The 17,274-nt window shown below is 64.8% G+C and carries 18 protein-coding genes; 14 read left to right on the forward strand and 4 right to left on the reverse strand.

Translation table 11 applies throughout. The features are described 5' to 3' along the window. From EPB08_RS21190 to EPB08_RS20585, 9 genes are all read left to right on the forward strand, one after another. Nucleotides 1-194, forward strand: a 194-nt coding sequence (locus EPB08_RS21190; RefSeq protein ID WP_205746432.1) for a hypothetical protein, incomplete at its 5' end; no start/stop codon positions are given. Nucleotides 195-228: 34 nt separating this feature from the next. Then, the gene (locus EPB08_RS20550) at nt 229-843 is read left to right on the forward strand and encodes a DUF6624 domain-containing protein (RefSeq protein WP_130621002.1); all 615 of its coding nucleotides are present in this window, start codon (nt 229-231) and stop codon (nt 841-843) included. Between the two features lie 159 nt (nt 844-1,002). Then, nucleotides 1,003-1,239 (forward strand): hypothetical protein, encoded by a 237-nt coding sequence (locus EPB08_RS20555; RefSeq protein ID WP_130621003.1) that lies wholly within the window; start codon nt 1,003-1,005, stop codon nt 1,237-1,239. A gap of 65 nt (nt 1,240-1,304) precedes the next feature. Next, nucleotides 1,305-1,787 carry a hypothetical protein gene (locus tag EPB08_RS20560; protein WP_130621004.1) on the forward strand — a complete coding sequence of 161 codons (483 nt, stop codon included), beginning with the start codon at nt 1,305-1,307 and terminating at the stop codon, nt 1,785-1,787. Between the two features lie 89 nt (nt 1,788-1,876). Further along, a complete protein-coding gene (locus EPB08_RS20565) occupies nt 1,877-2,335 on the forward strand; it encodes a hypothetical protein (protein WP_130621005.1) in 459 nt (152 codons plus the stop codon). Nucleotides 2,336-3,028: 693 nt separating this feature from the next. Further along, nucleotides 3,029-3,385: a HigA family addiction module antitoxin gene (locus EPB08_RS20570; protein WP_130621006.1), complete on the forward strand. Its 357-nt coding sequence runs from the start codon at nt 3,029-3,031 to the stop codon at nt 3,383-3,385. A 55-nt stretch (nt 3,386-3,440) separates the two neighbouring features. Continuing rightward, nucleotides 3,441-3,848 carry a helix-turn-helix transcriptional regulator gene (locus EPB08_RS20575; RefSeq protein ID WP_229238442.1) on the forward strand — a complete coding sequence of 136 codons (408 nt, stop codon included), beginning with the start codon at nt 3,441-3,443 and terminating at the stop codon, nt 3,846-3,848. A gap of 39 nt (nt 3,849-3,887) precedes the next feature. After that, nucleotides 3,888-4,298, forward strand: coding sequence for a VOC family protein (locus EPB08_RS20580; protein ID WP_130621008.1), 411 nt, complete (start codon nt 3,888-3,890; stop codon nt 4,296-4,298). Between the two features lie 29 nt (nt 4,299-4,327). Then, the gene (locus EPB08_RS20585) at nt 4,328-6,745 is read left to right on the forward strand and encodes an ATP-binding cassette domain-containing protein (RefSeq protein WP_205746434.1); all 2,418 of its coding nucleotides are present in this window, start codon (nt 4,328-4,330) and stop codon (nt 6,743-6,745) included. An 18-nt stretch (nt 6,746-6,763) separates the two neighbouring features. Here the strand turns inward: EPB08_RS20585 and EPB08_RS20590 are convergent, their stop codons facing one another. Together EPB08_RS20590 and EPB08_RS20595 are read right to left on the reverse strand one after the other, a co-directional pair. Continuing rightward, nucleotides 6,764-7,105 carry a zinc ribbon domain-containing protein YjdM gene (locus EPB08_RS20590; RefSeq protein WP_130621010.1) on the reverse strand — a complete coding sequence of 114 codons (342 nt, stop codon included), beginning with the start codon at nt 7,103-7,105 and terminating at the stop codon, nt 6,764-6,766. Nucleotides 7,106-7,142: 37 nt separating this feature from the next. Further along, nucleotides 7,143-7,634 carry a DUF1330 domain-containing protein gene (locus EPB08_RS20595; RefSeq protein ID WP_130621011.1) on the reverse strand — a complete coding sequence of 164 codons (492 nt, stop codon included), beginning with the start codon at nt 7,632-7,634 and terminating at the stop codon, nt 7,143-7,145. 155 nt (nt 7,635-7,789) lie between these two features. Here EPB08_RS20595 and EPB08_RS20600 point away from each other — a divergent pair, with 155 nt between their 5' ends. The 3 genes from EPB08_RS20600 to EPB08_RS20610 are packed head-to-tail and all read left to right on the forward strand — an operon-like array spanning nt 7,790 to nt 10,657. Further along, a complete protein-coding gene (locus EPB08_RS20600; RefSeq protein WP_130621012.1) occupies nt 7,790-8,803 on the forward strand; it encodes a two-component system sensor histidine kinase NtrB in 1,014 nt (337 codons plus the stop codon). Beyond that, nucleotides 8,796-10,190, forward strand: coding sequence for a nitrogen regulation protein NR(I) (gene ntrC, locus EPB08_RS20605; protein WP_130621013.1), 1,395 nt, complete (start codon nt 8,796-8,798; stop codon nt 10,188-10,190). Before EPB08_RS20600 ends, ntrC begins: the two co-directional genes overlap by 8 nt. An 11-nt stretch (nt 10,191-10,201) precedes the next feature. After that, nucleotides 10,202-10,657 carry a GNAT family N-acetyltransferase gene (locus EPB08_RS20610; RefSeq protein ID WP_130621014.1) on the forward strand — a complete coding sequence of 152 codons (456 nt, stop codon included), beginning with the start codon at nt 10,202-10,204 and terminating at the stop codon, nt 10,655-10,657. Between the two features lie 145 nt (nt 10,658-10,802). Here the strand turns inward: EPB08_RS20610 and EPB08_RS20615 are convergent, their stop codons facing one another. Continuing rightward, nucleotides 10,803-13,268, reverse strand: coding sequence for a sensor domain-containing protein (locus EPB08_RS20615; RefSeq protein ID WP_205746435.1), 2,466 nt, complete (start codon nt 13,266-13,268; stop codon nt 10,803-10,805). Nucleotides 13,269-13,396: 128 nt separating this feature from the next. Then, nucleotides 13,397-14,524, reverse strand: coding sequence for a hypothetical protein (locus EPB08_RS20620; RefSeq protein WP_130621015.1), 1,128 nt, complete (start codon nt 14,522-14,524; stop codon nt 13,397-13,399). A gap of 117 nt (nt 14,525-14,641) precedes the next feature. On the opposite strand from EPB08_RS20620, the gene EPB08_RS20625 reads away from it, so the two are divergent. Continuing rightward, nucleotides 14,642-15,925 (forward strand): acetyl-CoA C-acetyltransferase, encoded by a 1,284-nt coding sequence (locus EPB08_RS20625; protein WP_130621047.1) that lies wholly within the window; start codon nt 14,642-14,644, stop codon nt 15,923-15,925. Nucleotides 15,926-15,953: 28 nt separating this feature from the next. Continuing rightward, a complete protein-coding gene (locus EPB08_RS20630; protein WP_130621016.1) occupies nt 15,954-16,460 on the forward strand; it encodes an energy transducer TonB in 507 nt (168 codons plus the stop codon). Nucleotides 16,461-17,274: the final 814 nt, after the last annotated feature.

The following is a 17,274-nucleotide window of genomic DNA, read 5'->3' on the forward strand; positions in this document are numbered from 1 at the left end:
GCGATGTCGATCCCAATGCGCGTAAGCTTCATGAGTGGACTCCTCCTCACTGTGACTGGTTGTCTCGCAACTCCAGTCTGGCACTCTTAGATGCCGAGGGTGGGGAGGAGTCCATCCCATTGCTTTCGACTGCGACTTCAGCCGGTCGTTGCAACACATTGCTGGAATCGTCTGGCGGTTCTGAAGAAAAGTAACTCGAGCCCTTTTTCTAGAAAAATGGGGGATGCAATGATCGGATACGTGCTTGCTTCGCTGCTGGTTGCATCAGGCGGGAGCCAATGTAATTGGTCGTCAATTGCAGCGGTGCTTGATGCCCGAGCCGAAGCAGACCAGGCAGCTCGCAATGTGCTTGTGCGCGATTCTCATGATGCAGGGGCAATAGACCTCGCACTCCAGATCGATCTGGAGAACCGGCAGTGGTTTCGGCCGGTTTTGCAAGCCTGCGGCTGGCCGGAAGTCAGCGTGGTTGGCAAACAGTCCGCCATGTCTGCATGGCTGATCGCCCAACATGCCGACATGGATCCGGATTTTCAGCTATTTGCTGCCAGATTGATGAAGGTAGCCGTACTACGGCACCAGGCGGACGGTGAGCTTCTGGCGCTGCTGGTCGACAGGAATGCGCGCATGCAGAAGCAGCCTCAAACATATGGCATGCAGTATCGCCTGGATGATGGCGTTATTCGATTCTTGCCGATCAAGGATCCTGCCCATCTCGACGACGGCCGGAAAGAAATCGGGCTCAAGCCGTTCGCCTGCTACTTTGATGAAGTGAAAAGCAAGAACCAGGGTGAAGTTCAATGGCCGGACGGCGTGCCCCGCAGCGCGAGTCCGTGCAAGGCATGAGCGCGGGGACGTAAATGAAAAAGAGGGCGGACGAGGTACGTGCGGATTCCGAGCGGAATGCGGCGCGAGGCTGGCTGACGATAAGGTCCGCTTCCGACCCGAAGCGCACAGGCCTGAAGATTGGGGTGCGATAGGGGCGGACTTTTGAAAGGGGGATTAGTGCGCGAGACCATCGAGGATGCAGTAGGAGCGACCGCCAGATTCATATTCAAGGTGATCATCTGGGACTTCGTGCTTTTCCAACTGGGTCGCGCCGTGATGATGATAGCCGCGATGGGGCGTTATCCAACACGCAAGGGTTGCGAACAATTTCGCCGCCGAATCCAATGGGTGGGTATCGCCACGCTTGTCGTCCTGTGGTTGGCGATTGCAGCGTTCAACAATCTGCGTCACTAGGTATTCTCTTTAGGTTAGCTTTCGATCCATGGCGGACATTCAGCGAACCATCAAGAAGGACGGTCATGAGTCGACGGATTCCCGCGGTATGCATGCTCTTAGTGTCAGCTCTGACTATAGGTCCCGCCTTCGCAGGACCTCCCGGATGCGGTCTGCCGGAATTATCCAACTCAGGTGAACTGCAGCGGTTCTTGAGTCTTCGAGCTGTTGAAGTAGTCAAGCTGGCGGCGGGCACGGGCGAGGGGCTTGCGGCATGGGTGGACCCCTCCGCGAGTTTCAACCTTGGTACAGGCGATGTAGGCCGCTCGATGGGAACGGGAGTCGATGGTGCCCGGACGCTTGCGCACGCGATGCAGGCGGACAGCTATCGCTTTCTTGGCTGGGATTACATGAACATGCCGGCGGACCCTTGCTCAAGGCAGAAGGTTGAAGTTGAGTTCGTTGACAGCCAAGCAAAAATTGTGTCCCGAGTGGAATTCACGTTTGAAGCGGGTCGCGTGGTGAACGCCGAGGGCTGGCTGAGGTCGTTCGAGACCGGTCGGTTATAGGGCCGGGTGCAGCCGGGTCGTTGATGCTCGCTTTCGATCCCAAGCGGACATCCGACGGGAAGATTTTCATCAGGTAGCGGTTGCCTTGTATGCAGAAGTCGGGCTATCTCATTATTGGCTGTGTCGCCATTTCGATCGTGGCGTTCTGGTCGTCCGTGAGCAATTTCCGGGCGCGCCCCACGGATTTGGTCGAAGTGCGTGGTGCCATCACGGGCAAACGGTGCGTGGAAGGAAGGCACGGAAACATAGCCGTCGTTGAACTGGAGGTCGCAGGGTCGACGGAGGTGTATCCCTATCCCGACATTCTTCCCCGCGCACGGGAACTGTGCGAAAGAATGAACGTAGGTACCGATGTTGAGTTGCGCTACTCAAGGCCGGGACGCCCCGAAATTTGGAGCGTCGCCATCGAAGGGAAGTCATTCATCGACGCTCAGGAAGCCGAATCGGCGCGGCGTTCGAACGGTTGGTGGGGACTGGCCGTGGGCATGTTTTTGCTGTTGGGCGGTTTGGTGACCTGGAGCCGCTACGGGTTTGACCGGCGCTTCTGAGAGCCACTTACCTCACCCCAGCTGCGATCTTCTTGCTGGCAGTGATGGCATGTTCGCTTTCGACCCACAGCCGGCGCTTGGGTAGGCGGACGTTGCATCGCACGCCGATGTTTGAAGCGCGTATCAACTCCAGCGACTTCGAGTACCGGCATCCGCGACATTGGCTGGTGGGTGATCAGGGAAAACTCCGACAGGCGGTGTTGCTGGCTTTTGTTACCGTCCGCTGGTCGCCCGTCATTTCGCAGGTGACCTCGGCAGCCATGCCGAGTAGCGCGGGTCGAGTGAGTAGACGCTCAAACGACCCGCTGACCATCACCAACTAATTCGGAGTTGATCATGGCTGTCCACGATCATACGGGACGCGTTCGTCCGTCCATTCCCTTCGATGGAACCCTCACTCACGTTTCCGGCAGCTCGCGCCCAGCGGGCTTGGTCGTTCGTCATCGACCATGTCGGTGCAAGCCGACGGCCGCAGTCGGCTACGCCTAAATCCCGGCATCCCCGTCGAAGGGCTTGAGAGCAAGCCCGGCGTGAGTCGTTCCCGCGTTTGGTGGTCGTTTCCACGACGCATCGGCCTGTCGGTCGGTGCGCCGTCCTAAGCGATCGCCTACATCAGTTCCCGGCGTGTGCCGACACGGATGCCTGTAGGGCTTGATCCGTCATTGGGCCGTGCCTGACAGGAAAGGAAGCCTTATGAGCAAGATTCATATCGATCCGCTGATGGACTTTGATCCGTCCATGCGTTTGCAGTGTCCCGGCAAGGTGCTGTTGACCGAGCATCTCCGGCCTCGGGCCATCCCGCTTGCACGGCTGGCGCGTCGCACCGGCATCTCATTGACGACGTTGCGGCAGATCACGCTCGGACAGCGGCGCATCAATGCGGAGCATGCGTTGCGTCTTTCCTGTGTGTTCGACCCCACGCCGGTCTACTGGCTGGTGATGCAGGCGCGCTATGACCTGGCGATGGCATCGCGTGCATGGCCGGCAGGGTGGGTCCGCGGCCATCCCGCCGTTCACGCTACGCGGCTTGAGCCATCTGAAGCGACGTGACACGATCGTCCAGGTGACCAACCGAACTGCCGACGAATCGTATCTAGGTGATCTCGTGCGATTGCGCCGCGTGCGCGACCGCATGGACCGCGAGTATGCGCAACCACTGGACGTGGAGGCGTTGGCGCGTGGCGCGGGCATGTCGGCGGGGCATCTAAGCCGGCAGTTTCGCGCCGCCTACGGTGAATCGCCGTATGCGTATCTGATGACGCGCCGCATCGAACGCGCGATGGCGTTGCTGCGCAGCGGCGAGCTCAGCGTCACCGAGGTGTGCTTCGAGGTGGGTTGTTCATCGCTGGGCACGTTCAGCACGCGCTTCGCCGAACTGGTCGGCATGCCGCCCAGCGTCTACAAGGCCCAGCAGTCGCAGGCGACCGTGGGCATCCCGTCCTGCGTGGCGAGGCAGGTCACGCGGCCGATCAGGAATCGAGAAGCGCCAGTCGGGGAGCCGGAACTAGACTGATCGCCATGGACCCCACCACCCACTGAGAGAGCAACCGCCATGGACATCAGCATTCATTCCAGCTTCCTGCCGCAGAACGATCCGGAAGCCGCCATCGCGTTCTATCGCGACACGCTCGGCTTCGAAGTGCGCAACGACGTCGGCTACGGCGGCAAGCGCTGGATCACGATCGGACCGGCAGGCCAGGGCGGCCCTTCCATCGTCCTGTATCCGCCCGAAGCCAGCCCGGGTATCACCGACGACGAGCGCCGCACCATCGCCGAGATGATGGCCAAGGGCACCTTCGGCATCGTCCTGCTGGCGACACACGACCTCGCCGGCACCTTCGAACGCCTGCAGGCGCGCGATGCGGATATCGTGCAGGAACCCACCGACCAGCCTTACGGCGTGCGCGACTGTGCCGTGCGTGACCCCGCCGGCAACATGATCCGCATCCAGCAGCTGCGCTGAACGGCTCGATCCATCAAGGGACGATGAACATGGCCACGAAGAAGGGCACGCGCACGGACGCGGGCAAGCCGAAGCATTCATCGGCCCACCATGGCGCCGACAGCCATGAGGTGATCCGCGTGCATGGCGCGCGGGTCAACAACCTCAAGGATGTCAGCGTCGATATCCCCAAGCGCCGGTTGACCGTGTTCACCGGCGTGTCCGGATCCGGCAAGAGCTCGCTGGTGTTCGACACCATTGCCGCCGAATCGCAGCGGCTGATCAACGAGACCTACAGCGCCTTCGTGCAGGGCTTCATGCCGACGCTGGCGCGGCCCGAGGTCGACGTGCTGCAGGGGCTGACCACGGCGATCATCGTCGACCAGCAGCGCATGGGCGGCGACGTGCGCTCCACCGTCGGCACCGCCACCGACGCCAACGCGATGCTGCGCATCCTGTTCAGCCGGCTGGGCAAGCCGCATATCGGCTCGCCCAACGCGTTTGCCTTCAACGTTCCGTCGGTGCACGCGGTCGGAGCGCTGACTGTCGAGCGCGGCAACAAGAAGACCGTGAAGAAGACCTTCTCCCGCACCGGCGGCATGTGTCCGCGTTGCGAGGGCAGGGGATCGGTCACCGACATCGACCTCACCCAGGTCTACGACGAGAGCAAGTCGCTCAACGAGGGCGCGCTGATTCTTCCCGGCTACAGCATGGACGGCTGGTTCGGGCGCATCTTCACCGGCTGCGGCTACTTCGACCCGGACAAGCCGATCCGCAAGTACACCAAGAAGGAACTGCACGACCTGCTCTACAAGGAGCCGACCCGGATCAAGGTCGACGGCGTCAACCTCACCTACGAGGGCGTGATTTCGCGGATGCAGAAGTCGATGCTCGGCAAGGACGTCGACGCGCTGCAGCCGCACGTGCGCGCGTTCGTGGAACGGGCGATGACCTTCACCACCTGCCCCGACTGCGGCGGCACGCGGCTCAGCGAGGCGGCACGCTCGTCCAAGATCAAGGGCATCAACATCGCCGATGCCTGCGCGATGCAGATCACCGACCTCGCCGACTGGGTGCGCGGGCTCAAGATGCCGGCCGTGGCGCCGCTGCTCGCCACGCTGTTGCAGACGCTCGATTCGTTCGTGGAGATCGGCCTGGGCTATCTCTCGCTGGACCGTTCCTCCGGCACGCTGTCGGGCGGCGAGGGGCAGCGCGTGAAGATGATCCGTCACCTCGGATCATCGCTCACCGACATCACCTATGTGTTCGACGAGCCGACCACCGGCCTGCACCCGCACGATATCCAGCGCATGAACGAGCTGCTGCTGCGACTGCGTGACAAGGGCAACACGGTGCTGGTGGTGGAGCACAAGCCGGAGACGATCGTGATCGGCGATCACGTGGTCGATCTTGGCCCCGGTGCCGGCGCGGCGGGCGGCAACATCTGTTTCGAAGGCACGGTGGCGCGGCTGCGCAGCAGCGGCACCGTGACCGGTCGCCATCTCGATGACCGCGCGTCGCTGAAGAAGTCGCTGCGCAAGCCATCGGGTGCGTTGAAGGTGCGTGGTGCCAACACCCACAACCTCCAGAACGTCGACGTGGACATTCCGCTCGGTGAACTGGTGGTGATCACCGGCGTGGCGGGCTCGGGCAAGAGTTCGCTGATCCACGGCTCGGTGGCCGGCCGCGATGGCGTGGTGGCGGTGGACCAGACGCCGATACGCGGTTCGCGGCGCAGCAACCCTGCCACTTACACTGATCTGCTCGAACCGATCCGCAAGGCCTTTGCGAAGGCCAACAACGTGAAGCCCGCGCTGTTCAGCGCCAACTCCGAGGGTGCGTGCCCGGCCTGCAACGGCGCGGGTGTCATCTATACGGACCTGGCGATGATGGCCGGTGTCGCGACGCCCTGCGAGGAATGCGAGGGCAAGCGCTTCCAGCCCGACGTGCTCAAGTACAAGTTTGGCGGCAAGGACATCAGCGAAGTGCTCGCGATGTCGGTGAGCGAGGCGCTGGCGTTCTTCGGCAGTGGCAAGTCACACACGCCTGCGGCACAGGCCATCCTCGAGCGGCTGTCAGACGTGGGTCTCGGCTATCTGAGCCTGGGCCAGCCGCTCACCACGCTGTCCGGCGGCGAACGCCAGCGACTCAAGCTGGCCACGTACATGGGCGAGAAGGGCGGCATCGTCGTCCTCGACGAACCGACAGCCGGCCTGCATCTCGCCGATGTCGCGCAGTTGCTCGGCCTGCTGGACCGGCTCGTCGATGCGGGCAAGTCGGTGATCGTGATCGAGCATCACCAGGCAGTGATGGCGCATGCCGACTGGATCATCGACCTCGGTCCCGGCGCCGGTCATGACGGTGGGCGCATCGTGTTCGAGGGCACGCCCGCCGATCTGGTCGCTGGTCGCTCCACGCTTACCGGCAAGCACCTCGCGACATACGTGGGTGCACGCGCGAAGAAGTGACCGCTGGAGGGTCTGCGCTCAGGCCTTCTTGAGGAAGCACACCTTCAGCACGAGACCCTTGATCTTGTCGGAGTTGCCTTCGATGTGTTCCGCATCACCGTCCACCAGGCGGATGTTGCGGATCACGGTGCCCTGCTTGAGCGGGATGGAGGAGCCCTTGACCTTGAGGTCCTTGATCACCACCACCGAGTCGCCGCTGTTGAGCACATTGCCGTTGACGTCGCGCACGACGAGTTCCGCATCGTCCGAGGACGCGGCCACCTGCGTCCATTCATGGCTGCAGTCCGGGCAGATGTAGTGATCGCCGTCCGGATAGGTGTTTTCCATGCCGCAGAGCGGGCAAGCGGGAATCTGGGACATGGGCATGGCGCATCCATCGGGTTCTGAAGAGGGGAAATTATAAGGACCCGACGGGAATTTCGTTTTCGCGTGGGTGTTCGTTGATGTCGCAGTGCGGAGCGGCGATTTCCGACAACGGCAGCAGGCGCGAATCTTCCAGCGCCGCCACGCGATGCCCCATGCCCGCGAGATAGTCCTGGTGGTTGGCGAAGGCCAGGAACGATTCGACGCTGTGCTGCCGCACCAGCATCACCAGGTCCCAGCGTTCGTCGGTTGGTCCGATCAGGAAGTCGCCGCCGTTTCCAAGGAAGCTCACGTCGCCACCGGATTCACGCAGGTAGGGCAGAGTGTGCTCGATGTAACGCTGGAAGGCGGCCGCACCCGTGATCGGCACCGGCGGCGCGAGTTCCGGATGGGCCGCGTAGTCGGCCGTATCGCGGAAGCGCAGCAGGTTGAGCATCACGACGGGGCCCTGCAGCTGGCGCATCACGAAGGCGCGGCCGGATGCCTGGGTCGGCTCGAGATAGCGGGTGGGTTCGGGGTGGGTCATCGCTTGGGTTCTCCGGATCAGCGTCTGGGTTGCTCGCGCCAAACCCTTGGGACGGCCAAATATATCCGGGTAATAAATGGAGAGGCAATAAAATCCGGGCAAAATAAGAACACTCGCGCATTGCACCAAGCCGAAGCATTGTCCATGATGGTGCAATGACCGACAGGACCGACCGTAGCTGGGCGGAGCCGCTGACCACCGGGGTGGCCTTGGCGGATGCGCAGCTACGCCTGCGTTGGATCAACCCGTCGCTGGCGGAGTTGCTGGATATCGGGCCGCGCAGTGCGGTGGGTCAGTCGCTGGCAGTGTTGCTGCACCAGCCGGAGTGGATGGCGTTGGCGAAGCGCGCCCTGCTCGAACCGTCGGCCTTGCAGCTGCGCGGTATCGACGTGCCTTCGGCACGTGGCGACGCCGGCCGCATGGATGTATCGATGCAGCCGCTGCCAAGTGGTGAGCTGCTGCTGGAAGTCCACGCACTCGCGCCACCGGTCGTTGCCGATACGCCGCTGTCGGCGACGCTGCGTGGCTTCGCCCACGAAGTGAAGAATCCACTCGCGGGTTTGCGCGGCGCGGCGCAGTTGCTGCAGCGTCGCGTCGACGACGAGCAGTTGCGTTCGCTGGCCGGCCTCGTGATCGCGGAAGCCGACCGCCTTGCCACGCTGGCCAATCGCCTGCTGCGCAACGACGGCGTGGCTTCGCGGCCGCAACCGGTGAATATCCACGAGTTGCTGGAACGGTTGGGCGAGTTGTTGCGCGCCGAGCCCTCCGCCCCCGTGATCCGGCACGACTACGACCCCAGCCTGCCCGACGTCCTGGGCGATGCCGACCGCCTGTTGCAGCTGCTGCTGAACCTTGCGCGCAATGCGCTGGAGGCGGGTGCGCACACACTGGTGCTGCGTACCCGCGCCGAGCCCGCCCCGCGGCTGGGTGACCGCGTGGCACGCATGGCCTTGCGTGTGGATGTGATCGACGACGGTCCGGGTGTGCCGTCTTCGCTGCGCGATACCTTGTTCGAACCGCTGGTATCCGGCCGCAGCGATGGCAGCGGCCTGGGCCTGGCGCTGGCCCGCGAGATCGCACGCGAGCACGGTGGCGAATTGCGTTACACGAGCCGTCCCGGGGAGACGGCGTTCTCCCTCTATCTGCCGATGGGGCACGCCCATGACTGAGCCACGTTCGGAAATCTGGATTGCCGACGACGATCGCGGCGTGCGTTTCGTGCTCGCCGAAGCCCTGCGCGACGCTGGTTTGCTGGTGCGCGAATTCGGGAGCGGCGAGGACGTGCGCGCTGCGCTGCGCGATGCGCGCCCTGCATTGTTGCTCACCGACGTACGCATGCCGGGCGAGGGCGGGCTGGCGCTGGTGGCGACGCTGAAGGCGCAGGACATCGGGCCGGTGATCGTGATGAGTGCGTTCACCGATGTGGCGACCACCGCCGCGGCATATCGCGCGGGTGCGGTGGACTACCTCGCCAAGCCGTTCGACCTGGATCAGGCCGTAGCCGCGGTGCAACGCGCGCTCGCCGATGTACCGATTGCCCAGGCGCCGGCACCGGAGCCGACCACCACGCATGCGCTGCTTGGCGAAAGTCCGGCGATGCGCGAGGTGTTCCGCTTGATCGGGCGTGTAGCGGCGAGCGATCTCAACGTGCTGATCACCGGTGAAACCGGCACCGGCAAGGAGCTGGTGGCACGTGCGCTGCACGATGAAAGCGCGCGTCGCGACAAGGCCTTCGTCGCACTGAACACGGCGGCCATTCCCAGCGAGCTGCTGGAGAGCGAATTGTTTGGCCACGAAGCGGGTGCGTTCACCGGCGCCACGCGTCGCCATGCGGGCCGCTTTGAACAGGCCGAAGGTGGCACGCTGTTTCTCGACGAAATCGGCGACATGCCGCTCGCCCTGCAGACGCGCCTGCTGCGCGTGCTGGCCGGCGGCGAGTTCTATCGCGTCGGCGGACGCGAATTGATTCGTGGCAACGTGCGCATCATCGCCGCCACCCACCAGGATCTCGACACGCGTGTGGCGGCGGGCCAGTTCCGTGCCGACCTCAAGCATCGCCTGGATGTGGTGCGCATCGAGTTGCCGCCGTTGCGCGAGCGCCGCAGCGACATCACCCTGCTGGCGCAGCACTTCCTCGCCTCGGCGGCGAAGGAGCTGAAGCTGCCGCCGAAGCGCTTTTCGCGGGCGGCGCTCAAGGCCATCGCGCAGCGCGATTTCCCCGGCAACGTCCGCGAGCTGGAAAACCTCTGCCGACGACTCGCGGTGATTGCGCCGGGCGTGGAGATCCTTCCCGCCGACCTCGGCGCCACTACCAGTACTTCCACCGCCAGTGGCTGGACCGAGGCGCTGCGCGAGTGGGCCGTGCAGGCGCTGGCCGATGGCGAAGTGGATATCCACAACCGGGCTCGCGAAGCGCTGGACCAGACCCTGTTGCAGGTCGCGCTCGAGACCCATGAAGGTCATCGGCAGCATGCCGCAGCCGCGCTCGGCGTGGGACGCAACACGCTGACCCGAAAACTAGGGGCTTCGCGCACGCGACGCCCGTCCAAACCCTGAGTTCATACGATATGACGATCACCACCCGCCTCGCCGTTCGCTCCGACGTTTCCTCCATTGCGCAATGGAACGTCGCGATGGCCTGGGAAACCGAACACAAGGCATTGGACCCGGCCGTGCTCGAGCGCGGCGTCACCGCCGTGTTCGACGAGCCGCGCCGCGGTTTCTATCTCGTGGCCGAACGTGACGGCGATGCCGTGGGCTGCCTGCTGGTGACCTACGAATGGAGCGACTGGCGCGCGGGCGATTTCTGGTGGATCCAGAGTGTCTACGTGGTGGAGTCGGCGCGTCGCGAAGGCGTCTTCCGAGGGTTGTATGAAGCAGTGAAGCAGCGCGCGCAGGATGCCGGCGCCGTGGGCCTGCGCCTGTACGTGGAAACAGAGAACGAGCGCGCGCAGCGCACCTATGCCGGACTGGGCATGGAGCGCTGCCACTACTACATGTACGAAGCCGAATTCACCCGATAGCCCTCGTAGGAGCGCACCCAGTGCGCGATGGGCGTTGAGCGAAGCCGGTTATGCACTCGATCCCGATAGCTGCCCGTCCAGAGACACTCGGCTGCACCGCTCCGTAGGCTGATCGCGCACTGGGTGCGCTCCTACAGGGAGTGTTTCAGGCGGCGGTGAGTTGTCGTTCGAACTCGCTCGCTGGCATCGCCGGGCCGAACAGGAAGCCCTGCAGCAACGAACAACCCGCGCGACGCAGATGTTCGGCCTGCGCCGGAGTTTCCACGCCCTCGGCCACCACGATCATGTCCAGGCCGTGCGCCATCGTGATGATGGCGTCGGTGATGGCGGCATTGTCCGCATCGGCGGCGATGTCGCGCACGAAGGTGCGGTCGATCTTCAGCGCGTCGATGGGGAAATACTTGAGATAGGAAAGGCTGCAATAGCCGGTACCGAAATCGTCCAGCGCCATGCTGACGCCCAGGTCCTTGATGCGCTGCATGAGCGCGCGGCTCTGGTCGCCGGCGGACATCACCATGCGCTCGGTCAGCTCCAGCTCGATCAGCGACGGCGGTAGATCCGCCTCGGCCAGCGCGGCCTGCAGGGTCGCGTGGAAGTCCGGGTGCTGGAACTGCGGCGCGGACACGTTGACGGCCACCACGATCGGTCGCCCGGCCCGGTACCACTCGCCGGCCTGGCGGCAGGCTTCGCGCAACACCCATTCGCCGATGGGCACGATCAGGCCTGATTCCTCGGCGACCGGGATGAATTCGTCGGGGACGTAGACCTCGCGGCCATCGACCTGCCAGCGCAACAAGGCTTCGGCGCCCACGATGCTGTCGTCGCGGGCGTCGACCTTGGGTTGGTAGTAGAGCTGGAGGTCGCCGCGACGCAGTGCCTTGCGCAGCTCCTGCTCGATGCGCAGGCGCGCGGCGGGGCGTTCGCTCATCGAGGGCGTGAAGAAGCGATAACCGTTGCGCCCGTGCACCTTCACTTCATAGGCGGCAATGTCGGCGTTGCGCAGCATCGTCTCGGCATCCGACGCGTCGTCGGGATACACGCTGATGCCGACGCTGAAGCCGATGTTGAACTCGGCCATGCGACTGGCCGACGAGGCCTGCCACGTGCGCATCAGCTTCTCGCAGAGCTGGCTGGCGCCGGTGCGGCCGTCCACATGCGACAGCAGCACCACGAATTCGTCGCCGCCGACGCGGCTCACGGTGTCCTCGTTGCGCAGGTGCTCGCGCAGGTGCGCCGCGAACGCGCGCAGCAGGTCGTCGCCGGCGGCGTGGCCCAGGGTGTCGTTGATGAGCTTGAAGTGGTCGAGATCGATATGCAGCAGCGCCGCCTGGTCGTGGCGGCGCACGGTGGCGACCAGCACCTGCTCCAGGCGCGACTGCAACAGGCTGCGATTGGGCAGGCCGGTGAGCGTGTCGTGCTGTGCCAGGTGCGCCATCTTCAGCGCGAGCGCGCGCGTTTCGCTGACGTCGTGGAATACCAGTACGCCGCCGATCACGCTGCCGGCGTGATCGTGGATGGAGGCGGCCGAATCCTCGATCGGCGTCTCGAAGCCGTTGCGGTGCAGCAGCACCGCGTTGCCCTTCAACTCGACGATGGCGTCGCGCGCGATCGCGTCCAGCAGCGGGTTGTGCAGCGGCTGGCGCGTGCGGCTGTCCATCAGGCGGAACACTTCGCTCATGGGCCTGCCGACGGCTTCGGCATGGCTCCAGCCGGTCATCGCCTCGGCGATGGGGTTGAGCGAGGTGATGCGGTGGTTCAGGTCGGTGGTGATCACTGCGTCGCCGATCGAGCGCAGCGTCACCTCGGCCAGTTCGCGTTCGCGGAACAGCGCCTCCTCGTAGGCTTTGCGCTGGCTGATATCCATGATCTGCGCAATCGCCTGGAAGGGCTCGCCCCCCACGCCGCGCACCACCGAGACGCTCAGCAGCACGTGGACCGAACGGCCATCGCGATGGATGTAGCGTTTTTCCAGCTGATAGGTCTCGCGGTCGCCCTCGCGCAGCGAGCGCGACAGCTCGCGGGAGGTGGCAAGGTCGTCGGGATGCGTCAGGTCGATGAGGGACATCGACAGCAGTTCCTGCTCGTCGTAGCCCAGCATCTGGCACAGTGCATCGTTGACCCGCAGCATGAAGCCCCCCGGCGTGACCAGGGCCATGCCGATCGGCGCGTGCTGGAACGCGCCGTTCATGCGCTGCTCGCTTTCACGCAAGCGGGTTTCGAGCGCGTGTCGCTCGGTGATATCGACGAACACGGTGAAGACGCCGCGCACCTGGCCGTCGTCATCGAAGTCGGGTTGGAAATTGCCGTGTACGTAGCGGCGGGCCGGTTCGGCGAACAACTCGCCCTCGTAGACGGCCGCCTCGCCCGCCAGCGCCTGGTCGAGGCAGGCGCCGGCCTGGCGCAGGCTCCAGGCGTCCATGACTTCGTCCACCGTGCGACCCACGATGCGCTTCGGATCGAGCTTGACCCAGCTGCCGTGTGCGGCGCTGGCAAAGCGGAAGCGTCGCTGGCGGTCGATATAGGTGATGAGCGCGGGCGCACCCTGCAGCACGTGAGCGGGCCACTGGCCCTCTCCACCGGCTGGGACGAACTCGCGATCGGATGGTTGCACTGCGTGTCGCCCGCCGGCGCTCCCCTGCGCCCGTCGCAGCATCATGCGCCAAGTGAGGACAGATGTGCAGATGGCGCGAAGCGTTTGCGATGAACGGCCGTCGCCGGGGCGACGGCCGGACGGACGGGTCAGTGCAGCAGTTCGGAAGGCGCGCCGAGCAGGCCGTCGTCGTCGAGCAGGATGCGGCCCAGTGCGTGCAGGTCGGGGGCAATACCGTATTGATCCGCCAGGGTGGCCGCCAACGGTCCCAATGCCCTGGGGTGCAGCGGATAACCATGGGCGAGCACGCGGGCGCGACCACCTTCGCCGCGCTGGGCCACGGTCACTGCAATCACGCCCAGGCCGGGAGCCTCGTGCGCATACAGCGCGGGTGCGTCATAACCCGCATCGGCTGTGTCCCGTGCTTCCACCAGATAGCCACTGGTGGGTGCGGTTCCCGACAGCACCAGCGGCAGGTGATGGGCATCGAGCAGAGCCGCGTACTGGCGCAATTCAAAAACGATGCCGGCGAGGTCGTGGGCGCGTTGCACGCGATCGTCGCCCTGCGCACGCAGCCACTCGGTAGGCGACTGCGCCTCCACCGCACCATCGTGGTAACGCAGCGCCAGGCCGCGCGCGCTCAGCGTGGTCTCGTCGCGATAGGGCGTGAGCAGCGCGGCTTCCAGCAGGGTCCACAGCGGCGCGAGGTTCACGTGCTCGTACTGCACACAGGTCAGTGCAAGCAGGTCGTTGCGGCTGAGGTAGCGGGCATGTTCCAGGCGCACGCCGAGCGTGCGCATCAGCCAGTCGGACGTGCGCTCGCCGGCTTCGCCGCGACCGACCAGTTCCACTTCGAGCTTCTCGGACAGAGTCTCGGCCAACGCTTCCGGTGCGAGCAGCGAGATCGGCAGCAGGCGCATCGGGCCATCCGCGAAAGCCGCTTCCGGTTCCAGCGGCTGAGCGGGCATGTGGCCTTCATGGGTACCGAAGGCCACCACGTTCTCCAGATGGCCTCGCGGCACGCGGCGCGCCAGCTCATCCAGCGTGCCCCACACCGGGAAGCCCGGGCGCAGCAGTTCCACCGCGTCGAACAACGCACCGGCCAGGGCGAGGCGCGCCTCGTCCACCTGCGGCACCAGCGTATGGAGGTCGGCGGCCACCAGGGCTGCGAGTTCCGCGGCTTCGTCGCGGCTCAGCGTGCGGTGGGAGGGCGTGTCGCCGGCCGACAATTCCAGGGCCAGGACCACGGGCAGGGCGACGAGCGTTTGTGCTTCCACGGATGACAAACCCGAACAGCGAAAGAACCGAATTCTAGCATTCGGGACTTTTGGGCTTCCGCGGGGCGGCAGGGCGGGTTAGCCTTGACGACTCGGCTTTTCTGGATCTGGTCCACCATGGAAAACACGCTCAAGCGCGTCGGTGTGATTGGCGGCGTACGCATTCCTTTCTGCCGCAACAACACCGCTTACGCCGATGTCGGCAATTTCGGCATGTCGGTGAAGGTGCTTGGGTCGCTGGTGGAACGCTACGGGCTGCACGGCCAGGAGCTGGGCGAAGTGGCCATGGGTGCGGTGATCAAGCACTCCTCCGAATGGAACCTGGCCCGCGAAGCCGTGTTGTCCTCGGGCCTGGCCCCGACCACGCCGGCCATCACCACGGCACGCGCCTGCGGCACCTCGCTGGACAACGCCATCATCGTCGCCAACAAGATCGCCACCGGGCAGATCGAGGCGGGCATCGCCGGCGGTTCGGACACCACCAGCGACGTGCCGATCGTGCTCGGCGAGCGGCTACGCAAGCGCCTGCTCGCGGTCAATCGTGGCAAGACCTGGCAGGACAAGCTGCGCGCCGCCACCCAGGGTTTCTCGTTCCGGGAATTCAAGCCGGCGTTCCCGGGCGTGGCCGAGCCGCGCACGGGCATGTCGATGGGCGATCATTGCGAGAAGATGGCCAAGGAGTGGCATATCAACCGCCAGTCCCAGGATCAGCTCGCGCTGGACAGCCATCACAAGCTGGCCGCGGCGTATGACGCGGGTTTCTTCGAGGACCTGGTGGTGTCGTTCCGCGGTTTGAAACGCGACGGTTTCCTGCGTCCCGATTCGACCATGGAGAAGCTGGGCTCGCTCAAGCCGGCCTTCGACAAGAGCTCCGGCCACGGCACGCTCACCGCGGGCAATTCCACCGGCTTATCCGATGGCGCAGCGGCGGTGTTGCTGGGCACGGAGGAATGGGCGGCCAAACGTGGGCTCACCGTGCAGGCGTGGTTCCGCGATGCCGAAGTGGCCGCGGTCGACTTTGTGCACGGCGAGGGCCTGCTGATGGCGCCGACCGTGGCGGTGCCGCGCATGCTGGCGCGCAACGGCCTCACCCTGCAGGACTTCGACTTCTACGAAATCCACGAAGCCTTCGCCGCGCAGGTGCTGTGCACGCTGCGCGCGTGGGAAAGCGCGGACTACTGCAAGAACCGCCTGGGCCTCGACCAGCCGCTCGGCGCGATCGATCCGGCCAAGCTCAACGTGCATGGTTCCAGCCTCGCGGTGGGCCATCCGTTCGCAGCCACCGGCGCGCGCATCGTCGCCACGCTGGCGAAGATGCTGGAACAGAAGGGTTCGGGCCGTGGCCTGATCTCCATCTGCACGGCCGGCGGCATGGGCGTCACCGCCATCCTCGAGCGCTGAGCGCTTCCGCGCGATCCCTCCTGTTTGCATGTTGCGATTGCGCACCACCACCGGCCTCAGTCTGCTCGCCCTGATGGTGGGCATCGCGGGCACGGCCTGGTTGAGCACGTTCACCGATCAGTGGAAGGGTCCTGCAGGCGTGGTGGTCACCAACGTCGACAAGGTGCGCACCGTGTTGCGCCGCCACTCGCGCCCCGCGCATTCGACAGCACCACCCATGCATGAATCGGCAACCGCCATGGCCGCCGTACCGCGCGCGGAAGCCGCACCGGCATTGCCCTCGCTGACACCCATCGACATGCCGTCGTTGCCCGGTTCCTTGTTCGGGCACGCAGCCTCGGGCCAGGGGCGCGTGGTGCTGCGGCTGACGGTGGATGGCGAAGGCCACGCGGAGTCCGCCTCGGTGGCGCAATCCAGCGGCAATGCTGAATTGGACGATCGCGCGGTGCGCATGGCGCTGGGCTGGCGCTTTGCTGTGCCGTCGGATCACCCGTCGGGTCTCACTGGTCAATTGGTGATGCGCTTCGACCAGTAGAGCGCGCACGCTCCCTCTGTAATGTAGGAGCGCACCCTGTGCGCGATCGCCTTTCGCCTCGGACTTTATGTTCGTCATTCCTGCGAACGCAGGAATCCAGTGACTTTGGCCTTCGGTAGCTGCGCTATCGCCAGAGTGCCGCTTACGACGCAAAGCTAGTCCCTGTGGGACGCAGCGGGCGTTTCGATCTCCTGCCGGGGAAGCGCAGCTAGTCCCGTGGGAAGCTCGAGTCACTTTTCTTTTGCTGGCCCACGCACGCGCTCTTTGCGTGCGAACGGCGAAGCCGGCCCGAAGGGCGGAGGGCGAATGCCCGGAGTCAAAGTCCCACGGGATTAGCTTCGCGTCAAAAGTAACCCAAAGAAAACGACCTTCAGAGCCAGAGCTGGCAGCGGGACGAAGGGAAAAGCTATTGGGGGTTCCGGAGCCCTGATTGCGACCGCCTCCACCTACAGCGCGCGGCTACACCGCAACGCGCCAATGCGTTGAGGACTTAAAGCCGCGCCCGCTTCGCTCCCTCTCCCCGCCGGGGAGAGGGCTGGGGTGAGGGGTCAATCTTGCGAGAACTCCCAAAGCTACCCAACACAGGCTTTAAGCCCTCAACGCCACGGCGCGTTGCGGTGTAGCGGCGCCCTTCGAGGTAGCACGTCCCTGATTCGGCTTGCCCCGGCCTTCCGACGCTTATATCCCCATAACGCTATGAGCCTTGGCTCTTAAGGCCATTTTCTTTGGGTTACTTTTCTTTGACTCCGGGCATTCGCCCTCCGCCCTTCGGGCCGGCTTCGCCGTTCGCACGCAAAGAACGCGTGCGTGGGCC

It is taken from the genome of Dyella amyloliquefaciens (assembly GCF_004296575.1).
Classification (GTDB): Bacteria; Pseudomonadota; Gammaproteobacteria; order Xanthomonadales; family Rhodanobacteraceae; genus Dyella; species Dyella amyloliquefaciens.

Coding starts and splice junctions, on each gene's coding strand:
- EPB08_RS20550 (WP_130621002.1), top strand. CDS start 229: ATGATCGGATACGTGCTTGCTTCGCTGCTGGTTGCATCAGGCGGGAGC.
- EPB08_RS20560 (WP_130621004.1), top strand. CDS start 1,305: ATGAGTCGACGGATTCCCGCGGTATGCATGCTCTTAGTGTCAGCTCTG.
- EPB08_RS20565 (WP_130621005.1), top strand. CDS start 1,877: ATGCAGAAGTCGGGCTATCTCATTATTGGCTGTGTCGCCATTTCGATC.
- EPB08_RS20570 (WP_130621006.1), top strand. CDS start 3,029: ATGAGCAAGATTCATATCGATCCGCTGATGGACTTTGATCCGTCCATG.
- EPB08_RS20580 (WP_130621008.1), top strand. CDS start 3,888: ATGGACATCAGCATTCATTCCAGCTTCCTGCCGCAGAACGATCCGGAA.
- EPB08_RS20585 (WP_205746434.1), top strand. CDS start 4,328: ATGGCCACGAAGAAGGGCACGCGCACGGACGCGGGCAAGCCGAAGCAT.
- EPB08_RS20590 (WP_130621010.1), bottom strand. CDS start 7,105: ATGTCCCAGATTCCCGCTTGCCCGCTCTGCGGCATGGAAAACACCTAT.
- EPB08_RS20595 (WP_130621011.1), bottom strand. CDS start 7,634: ATGACCCACCCCGAACCCACCCGCTATCTCGAGCCGACCCAGGCATCC.
- EPB08_RS20600 (WP_130621012.1), top strand. CDS start 7,790: ATGACCGACAGGACCGACCGTAGCTGGGCGGAGCCGCTGACCACCGGG.
- ntrC (WP_130621013.1), top strand. CDS start 8,796: ATGACTGAGCCACGTTCGGAAATCTGGATTGCCGACGACGATCGCGGC.
- EPB08_RS20610 (WP_130621014.1), top strand. CDS start 10,202: ATGACGATCACCACCCGCCTCGCCGTTCGCTCCGACGTTTCCTCCATT.
- EPB08_RS20625 (WP_130621047.1), top strand. CDS start 14,642: ATGGAAAACACGCTCAAGCGCGTCGGTGTGATTGGCGGCGTACGCATT.
- EPB08_RS20630 (WP_130621016.1), top strand. CDS start 15,954: ATGTTGCGATTGCGCACCACCACCGGCCTCAGTCTGCTCGCCCTGATG.